The sequence below is a fragment of the Streptomyces sp. NPDC060002 genome, assembly GCF_042737245.1.
GTDB lineage: Bacteria > Actinomycetota > Actinomycetes > Streptomycetales > Streptomycetaceae > Streptomyces.
Genome location: NZ_JBHWUW010000094.1, coordinates 9,566 through 17,860, shown reverse-complemented (window position 1 = coordinate 17,860; position 8,295 = coordinate 9,566). Strand labels below are relative to the sequence as shown.

General features: G+C 74.1%; 5 protein-coding genes and 1 pseudogene. 4 read left to right on the top strand and 2 right to left on the bottom strand.

What is annotated here, in order from left to right; genetic code table 11:
• Positions 1-790, bottom strand: a pseudogene (locus tag ACFWBD_RS39945) (Fe-S oxidoreductase); the annotation flags it as partial.
• A gap of 523 nt (positions 791-1,313) precedes the next feature.
• Here ACFWBD_RS39945 and ACFWBD_RS39940 point away from each other — a divergent pair.
• The 3 genes from ACFWBD_RS39940 to ACFWBD_RS39930 all read left to right on the top strand — a co-directional run bounded on the left by ACFWBD_RS39940 (position 1,314) and on the right by ACFWBD_RS39930 (position 5,942).
• Positions 1,314-2,726, top strand: coding sequence for a peptidoglycan-binding protein (locus tag ACFWBD_RS39940; protein WP_385678634.1), 1,413 nt, complete (start codon positions 1,314-1,316; stop codon positions 2,724-2,726).
• A gap of 215 nt (positions 2,727-2,941) precedes the next feature.
• Complete coding sequence (locus tag ACFWBD_RS39935; RefSeq protein WP_385678630.1) at positions 2,942-3,064, top strand: hypothetical protein; 123 nt, start codon at positions 2,942-2,944, stop codon at positions 3,062-3,064.
• Positions 3,065-4,040: 976 nt separating this feature from the next.
• A complete protein-coding gene (locus tag ACFWBD_RS39930) occupies positions 4,041-5,942 on the top strand; it encodes an FAD-dependent monooxygenase (RefSeq protein ID WP_385678627.1) in 1,902 nt (633 codons plus the stop codon).
• Here the strand turns inward: ACFWBD_RS39930 and ACFWBD_RS39925 are convergent.
• On the bottom strand, positions 5,935-6,603 hold the full coding sequence (locus ACFWBD_RS39925; RefSeq protein ID WP_351769128.1) for a ScbR family autoregulator-binding transcription factor: 669 nt from the start codon (positions 6,601-6,603) through the stop codon (positions 5,935-5,937). The genes ACFWBD_RS39930 and ACFWBD_RS39925 overlap by 8 nt on opposite strands.
• A 316-nt stretch (positions 6,604-6,919) precedes the next feature.
• On the opposite strand from ACFWBD_RS39925, the gene ACFWBD_RS39920 reads away from it, so the two are divergent.
• Positions 6,920-7,858, top strand: coding sequence for an NAD(P)H-binding protein (locus tag ACFWBD_RS39920; protein ID WP_385678637.1), 939 nt, complete (start codon positions 6,920-6,922; stop codon positions 7,856-7,858).
• Positions 7,859-8,295 lie beyond the last annotated feature (437 nt).

The following is an 8,295-nucleotide window of genomic DNA, read 5'->3' as shown; positions in this document are numbered from 1 at the left end:
GCAGCAGGGCGCCCAGGGCGGTCGCGCCGTCGGCGTTGCGCTTGAACCAGATGTTCGGGAACGCCAGGAAACGGTGCCACGCCACACCCATGTTGGTGTGGAGCGAGACCACGATCATCCAGGTGAAGGAGGCGGCGATCTTCAGGCCGGCGAAGAAGTAGGTGAGGGTGTGCAGGGTGGTGGTGTCCAGCTCGGCGAACCACGAGAGCAGGGGGTAGGAGATGAAGAACGAGGCCTGGTAGTGGGAGATGTGGTGCTGGGCGCCTTCGAGGGCGTGCAGGACGACGATGCAGATGCCGACGGTGAGGATGACGGCTTCGACGAAGTAGGCCTGTCCGGTCTTGGAGCCGGCGAAGCGTGACTTGTGGTCCGGGACGGCGGGCCGGCTGAGCTGGCGGACGGTGATCAGGGTGATGATGCCCAGGGCGGTCATGGTGCCGAGGAACTCGACGAAGACGTTGTAGGGGGTCCACTGGCCGATGACCGGCAGCAGCCAGTCGGGCTCGAAGAGCTGGCCGGTGGCGTTGACGATGGTCAGCAGCAGTGTGTAGAAGCCGACCGCGACGAACCAGTGCGCCACGGCGATGACGCCCCAGCGGTTCATCCGGCTGTGGCCGGCGAACTCCCTCACGAGGGTGAGGGTGCGGGTGAGGGGGCGGTCGGTGCGGGTGTGGGCGGGGAGAGGCTGGCCGAGTGTGATGAAGCGGCAGATCGCCAGGACGGCCCGGCCGAACAGGGCGACACCGACCACGATGAGGACCAGCGACACGATGATCGCGGCGAGTTGCACGGGCGGACTCCTCGAACCTGCGAAAACGGGACTACCAAGCGGTAACTTGCGTGTTCGGTTCGAGACTACCCACTTCCTCTGCCGTACCGCAGCCGGGGTGCGCGGTGATCTGCGTCGCTGCGGCGGCCCGCCCCGGCCCGGTAACGGGGGTGTCTTCGGCGGGAGTTGGTGCGGCGGCCGGGCGGGCGCCCGGGCCGGACGCTCCGTGCGGGCCCTCATCGGGCCGGACCGCGCGGCCGGTTGGCTTGAGCGGCTGTCTCGAGCGGCTGTCTCGTGTGGCTGTGCAGCGGACCTGCAGACCTGCAGCCCCTCGCTCCCGCCGTGTATCTCCGTCCTGGCCGCCCGCACTCGCGCCCGGGCCCGTACTCGCACTCGCGCCCGGGCCCGTACTCGCACTCGCACTCGCGGCCCGCCGCCCGCCGCCCGGAGCCCGAGCCCGAGCCCGAGCCCGAGCCCGCGCCCGCATCCGCCGTGGCGCGGGGTGGGGTGCGGGTGGGGCGGTGGATCCGGTGTGGCCGGCGGCGTGCCGACGGAGCTGCAGAACCTGCTCAACGCGCACGGCGCGGGCCTGGTGGTGGACGGTCAGTTCGGGGCGGGCACGCTCTACGCGGTCCGTGAGTACCAGGCGGCCACGGCGATCGCGGTGGACGGGCGGGTGGGCCCGGCGACCAAGAGCAAGCCGTACGCCACCGCGGGCTCGGCGCCCGCCCCCGTCAACCTCCAGTCCTCCTCGTGCCCCGCGAACGTCGTGCAGGGCGAGCGGGGCGGATGCGTCAGCGAACTCCAGCGGCTGCTGCGCCACCACGGTTACGCGGTCGACGTGGACGGCGATTTCGGTGCCGGGACGGCGGCCGCCGTGCGCGGTTTTCAGTCCTCCCGCGGTCTCACGGCCGACGGGCAGGTCGGGGCGGACACCAAGCGGGCCCTCTACGACACCGACGAGTCGCCGTCGACGGGCCTGGACCTGAGGTCGGCGTCCTGCCCGGCGAACATCGTGGAGGGGGAGAGCGGCGGTTGCGTCGCCACGCTGCAGGCTCTGCTGAACGGCAAGGGCCAGCACCTCGATGTCGACGGCGGGTTCGGCCCCGCGACCCTGGCGGCCGTCAAGGCATTCCAGTCGGCGAGCGGTCTCACCGCCGACGGCGTGGCCGGTGCGAACACCAAGGCGGCCCTGTACGCGAACATCGGCGGTGGCGGGGGCGACGGCGCCCCCGCGCCGGTCAGCCTGAACTCCGCTTCGTGCCCGGGCGAGATCGTGCAGGGCCAGCACAGCGGCTGTGTCACCGAGCTGCAGAGCCTGCTCAACCACCACGGTGCCGATCTCGCCGGCGACGGCGAATTCGGCTCGCTCACGAGCAGCGCCGTCAGGGACTTCCAGTCCGAGAAGGGCCTCTCGGCCGACGGCCGTGTGGGACCGGACACCAAGGCGGCCCTGTACGGCGCGGTCACCCCGCCCTCGTCGCCCCCGCCCGGCGGCGGGTACGGCAAGATCCTCGACGTGGCCGAGGCCGAGGCCGGCACCGTCGAGGGCAGCGCCCGCGCGAACGGCTACGGGTCGGCCGTGGGCCTTTCGCTGTCCACCAGCAACTACGCATGGTGCGCGGCCTTCGTGAGCTGGGTGGCCAAGCAGACCGGGGCCTCCTCCTACCGCAACTCCTACGTCTCGGGCTGGGTCAAGCAGGCGCGGGCCGGCAACTACCACCTGTCGGTGACGACTTCCCCGCAGCCGGGTGACATCGTGGCCTTCGACTGGGACGGCGGCAGCGACTTCACCGGCGGCAACGAGCACATAGGCATCGTGCGGACGGTCTCCGGGTCGTCCTTCACCACCGTCGAGGGCAATACGGGCAACCCGGGCGGTGGCAGCGACGGCGTCTACGTCAAATCCCGTGGCACCGGCAAAGGTTACGACGTGGTCTTCATCAGGGTCCGCTGACCGGCTCCCGGCCCGTACCCGCCCCCGCCCCCGCCGGTTCACCCTGAACCGGCGGGGGCGGGGGCGGGAAACCCCTGCCCGGCGTCACCGCGACCGAGCCTGGCAGGGGCCGCCTGCTCCCTCTCGGCGACCGGGAACCTCGCCAGGGCGAGTGCCCGATACCGTCCTGGCGGGGGAGGGGCCCCGAGGCAGACCCGCAGACCCTGCCCTGCTGGATGCATTCGGTCACGACACGGCCCTCGGGAGACCTCGGCGGCATGTCCTTCAGCGTCTGCCGTGTCTGCCGCGTCTGCCGCGACACCCCGTACACCCCGTACACCCACCGCTACGACCGCTGAGTACAGCCGGTCGCCCCGCGCGCCCGCGGAGCGAGCCGGCTGTCGGCGGCCCCTCCCCTCGACGGCCGGCAGCAGATCGGCGCGGGTGCGCCTGGGGCATTGAGCCGGGCAGTTCTGAGGACTGCGGCCACCGCGGGGGATTCAGACATCGCCCTCAGCCCGCAGCCTCCCGCTCCTCAGCCCACGGGCCCCTGCTCCTCAGCCCGCGGGCTCCCGTCCTCGCCCCCGGTCGTGCCGGCCCGCCATGTCCCGGCCCCCTCGGGACTGCCGGGAGTGCCAAGTCCGGTCAGCCGGGGCGGGGTTGGCGCCCGTCCGGGCTGTCGGGGCCGTTGCCGGTCCGGCCGTCTGGGGTCGCTGCCGGTCCGGGCCGTCTTGAGCCACCTGCCCGTGCTGCGCCTGCCCGTGCTGCGCCTGCCCGTGCTGCGCCTGCCCGTGCTGCGCCTGCCCGTGCTGCGCCTGCCCGTGCTGCGCCTGCCCGTGCTGCGCCTGCCCGTGCCGCGCCTGCCCGTGCCGTGGTTGGCCGGCCGCTTCCGGCGCGGGAGTGGCTGCCCCTGTAGGCGGGCCTCTGCTTTGCTCCGGGCGGTCGGCGGTCGGCGGTCGGCGGTCGGCGGTCGGGTGGTTGGCGGTCGGCGGTCGGCGGTCGGCGGTCGGTGGTTGGGCGGTTGGTGGTGGGGGAGGGGGCGTGGGATGTAGCGGGGGAACCGTCTGTCCGGTTTGTTTGTCGGTCTTTTTGTGGGTCGGGGTGGTCTGGTCTGCGGGGGTGGGAGGTGTCTGGGGGCGGGGTGGCAGGAGTGTTGGGCCTGCCGGGCGGGGTGGAGGGGGCGGGGGTGCCGGGTGGGGCGGTGGGGTGAAGGGGCGTGCCGGGGTGGGGGTGGGTGGTGTGGTGTGGCGGGGTGTCTTTTTCTGCTCTCCGGCTGGTGTCGGGTCGGTGATACTGGCGGCGTCGTTGGCGGGGGACGGAGAAGGGGTCCGGGTTATGGCGGGGGATGTGCGGGCGCAGGTGGTGGTTGTGGGCGGGGGGCCGGTCGGGCTGCTCCTGGCGTGTGAGCTGGCCGGGTACGGGGTGCGGACGGTGGTGGTGGAGGCGCTGGGGGAGGTGAGCGGTCAGCCGAAGGCGACCACGCTGCATGCACGGACGGTGCAGTGTCTGGCCCGGCGCGGCCATCTGCACGCCCTGACAGGCACGGGTGCGAGCACGAGCACGGGTGCGGGTGCAGGCGTGGTGGGTGCGGGTGCGGGTGCGGGTGCGGGTGCGGGTGCAGGCGTGGTGGGTGCTGGTGCGGGCTCGGGTGCAGGCGTGGTGGGTGTGGGGGTGGGGCCGGGGGGGAGTTCTTTTCATTTTGCGGGGATTCCCGGTCTGGTCATCCAGGCGCCTGTGGGGGAGCCGGAGGCGGTGGTGAAGGTCGCGCAGGAGGATCTGGAGCGGGTTTTCGAGGAGCGGGCCAGGGCGGCGGGTGTGCGGGTGTGGCGTGGGGTGCGGGTGAGCGGGGTGCGGCAGGGGCCGGCGGGGGTGCGGGTCAGTGCGCAGGGGCCGGGGGGGCCGGTGAGTTTTGATGCCGGTTATGTGGTGGGGGCGGACGGTGCGCGCAGTGTGGTGCGTGAGCAGGCGGGTTTCGCCTCGCGGACGTATCCGGCGACGGTGTCGGCGATGGCGGGTGATGTCCGGCTGGGGCAGGCGGACGCGCTGCGGCCGGGCTGGCACCGGACCGGGCGCGGGTGGATCCTGGCCAAGGACGCCGGGGGCGGGGTGACGCGGCTGCGGACGCTGAACTGTTCGGGCGCGTATCCGGATCGGCATGCGCCGCTGGATCTCGAGGAGCTGCGCCGGGAGGTGTCCTTCATCGCGGGGCGGGACATTGCGATGGATGCTGCGTGGTGGCTGAGCCGGTTCAGTGATTTCTCCCGGCTGGTCTCCTCCTACCGCAAGGGGCGGATCCTGCTGGCGGGGGACGCGGCGCATGTGCATTTCCCCATCGGCGGGCAGGGGCTGAGTGCGGGTCTGCTGGATGCGCTGGGCCTGGGCTGGAAGCTGGCGTTCACGGTGCGCGGCACCGCGGGCGAGGGTCTGCTGGACACCTATGGTGCGGAGCGCCGGCCGGCCGCGCGGCGGGTCATCGACCATACGCGGGCCCAGCTGGCCCTGATGCGGCCCGATCCCGGGCTCGACCCGCTGCGTGAGCTGTTCGGCGAGCTGATGGCCCGTGGCGGCGCGGAGGGCGCGGTCCTGGCGTCGATGGTCAGCGCGCAGGACACGGTGCTGCCCGCGCGCGGTGCCGGCTCCTCGCCGTGGGAGGGGCGTTTCGTGCCCAACACCGTGCTGAGCACACCGCAGGGCCGCACCGACGTGAGTGCTCTGCTGGGCGCGGGCCGGCCGCTGCTGCTGCTCTTCGGCGAGGAGGCCGGCCGTTACGCGCGGCAGGCGCGGCCGTGGGCGCAGCTGGTGCGGGTAGTGCGGGCCGAGCCGGTGCCCGGACTCGACTGCGAGGCGCTGCTGGTGCGCCCGGACGGGTATGCCGGCTGGGCGGCGGGGGGCGGCGCGCTGGCCCCCGCCCTGCGGGCGTACTGCGGCCCCGGCGCCCCGCCGCCCGGCCCGCCGCCCGGCGGCACCGCGCCCGATGACGCGGCGTCAGGCGATACCGTGCCCAGCGGCACCGTGCCCGGTGAGACGGCGGCCGGTGAGACGGCGGCCGGTGAGACGGCGGCCGGTGACGCGGCGGCCGGTGACGCGGCGCCCGGCGATGCGGCGCCCGGGGAGACGGCGTCCGGCGATGCGGCGCCCGGGGAGACGGCGTCCGGCGATGCGGTGGTGTGCGGGCAGGCCGGGGGTGCGGTGGTGTGCGGGCAGGCGGGGGATGCGGCGGCGGGTGCGGTCAGCTGACGGGCGCCGGGTGCTGCGGGGTGCGCAGGCCCTCGAGTTCGGCGTCGACGAAGGCTCCCCTGCCCTCGGTGATGTCGACCGCGGCGAGTACCGAGGGCACCACGACGCTGGGCAGCACGTGGCGCAGCAGGGCGGTGACGCGGTGCGGCAGGTCCTGGTAGTTGGACATGGCCTGGGACATGGCCTGCACACCGGCGAAGGCGCCCACCAGGACGTCGGCGGTCTCGGCGGGCACGATGTGCGGCATCAGCTCGCCCTGGGCCTGGGCCTGTTGCAGCAGGGCGATACCGACATCGCTCCAGCGCAGGAACGGGCCGCTGCGGTCCAGTCCCTGGGCCTGCTGGTCGAGCGCGAGGCGGACACCGGCCCGTACCAGGGGGTCGGTGCGCAGGCGGTAGGCGTGCAGGACCACCGTGTCCACCAGCTGCTGGACCTTGCAGGCGCGCAGCGGGATGGGCAGGTCGTGGTCCTGCTCGTGGATCACCCCTTCGGCCAGGTCCTCCTTGGAGGGGAAGTGGAAGTACAGGGCGCCCTTGGTCACCCCGGCGGTGATGAGGATCTCGCTGATCGTCGCGGCCTGGTAGCCGCGCTCCTCGAAGACCTTGGCCGCCGCCGTCAGGATCGTCTGCCGGGTGCGGATCGCCCGGTCCTGCTTCACCAATTCCCGGCCTCCTTCTCGTCGATGAGCCCGGAGACCCAATAAAAAAACCGTCCAGTTCGTACATTACAGGGGGTTGCGTTTCGAACAGCACTCCCGGATGTACTGGATTCAATGAACCGCGCAGAGATCGCGGCGGGAGCGGGGAGGACCGGGCGTGCGGGACGACGGGGCCGCGGACACGGCAGGCGCGGCGGGCGCGGCGGGCGCGGCAGGCGCGGCAGGCGCCGCGGGCACAGCGGGTTTGGCGGGCGTCGCGGCCGCCGCGGGTGTGGCGGGTGGCGGGGATGCTGCGGGGGCTGCGGGCGGGGCGGGCGGGGTGGTCCTGGTGACGGGTGCCACCGGGACGGTGGGAGGGGAGGTGGTGCGCCGGCTTCCGGCCGGTGTGCGCCTGCGTCTGATGGCCAGGGATCCCGCGAGGGTCACGGACGCGCCGCCGGGGGCCGAGATCGTCGCCGGCGACTACGGGGACCCGCTCTCGCTGGCCCGGGCCCTGACAGGGGTGCACACCGCGTTCCTGGTGACCACCCGCCCCGGCGCCGGCGACGACGCGGCGTTCACGGCCGCCGCACGCCAGGCCGGTGTGCGGCGGCTGGTGAAACTCTCCGCGGCCGCGGTCCTGGACCCGGGGGCCGACGATTTCATCACCCGCTGGCAGCGCGCGGGTGAGGAACAGCTGCGCGGCTGCGGCCTGGAATGGACCCTGCTGCGTCCGCGCGCGTTCATGTCCAACGCCCTGGCCTGGGCGGCCTCCGTGCGCGCCGAGCGCACCGTGCGCGCCCTGCACCCGGCCTCGCCCAACGCCTGCGTGGATCCCCGCGACGTCGCGGAGGTCGCCGTGCGGGCCCTGACCGAGGAGGGGCACGCCGGGCGCGCCTACACCCTGACCGGGCCGCAGGCGCTCACCGCGGCCGGGCAGTGCGAGCAGCTCGGCCGCCTCCTCGGGGTCCCCCTGCGCCTGGTGGAACTGAGCCCGGCCCAGGCCCGCGCCGCCTGGGCCGAACGCTATCCGCAGCCGGTCGCCGAGGCGCTCCTGCACAGCGCCGAGCGGCAGCGGGCGGGCGCCAAGGCCCAGGTGGACGACACCGTCCGCGCGGTGACGGGACGTCCGCCACGCACCTTCGCCCAGTGGGCCGAAGATCATCTCGCAGCCTTCGCCCCCGCCGGACAGCAGCCCGCCGCGCCCGCCGCGGACCGCCTCACCCACCCGGTACGGCAGGTACGGCCCGGCGGCACCGACGCCACCGGCACGGCGTGACACGGCCCCTGCCCCGAAGGACGCGCCCGGCACACCGGACACCGCCCACACCGCCCGCTGGAGCAAGGCCTGTTGGAGCGCCGCCTGCCGGTTCGCCGCCCCACGGTGCGCTGCCCGCCGCAACGCCGTCTCGCGGAACGCCGTCCGCCGGGACACCGTCCGCCGGGGCGCCGTCCCGCGAGGCGCTGCCCCTCGGTGCGCTGCCCGCCGGCGCCCGGCAGACGCAACACCGTCTCGCCGGGCGCCGTCTGCCGGTTCACCGCTCTTCGGGGTACTGCCCGCCGGACCACCGTCCACCGGAGCACTGCCTCTGCCGGTTCACCGCTCCTCGGGGCGCTGCCTGCTGGAGCCCGGCCTGCCGGAGCACCACGCGCCGGAGCGCCGTCCACCGGAGCGCTGCCGGCCGAGGCCGTCCGTCGAACGGCCGTCCGCCGGGG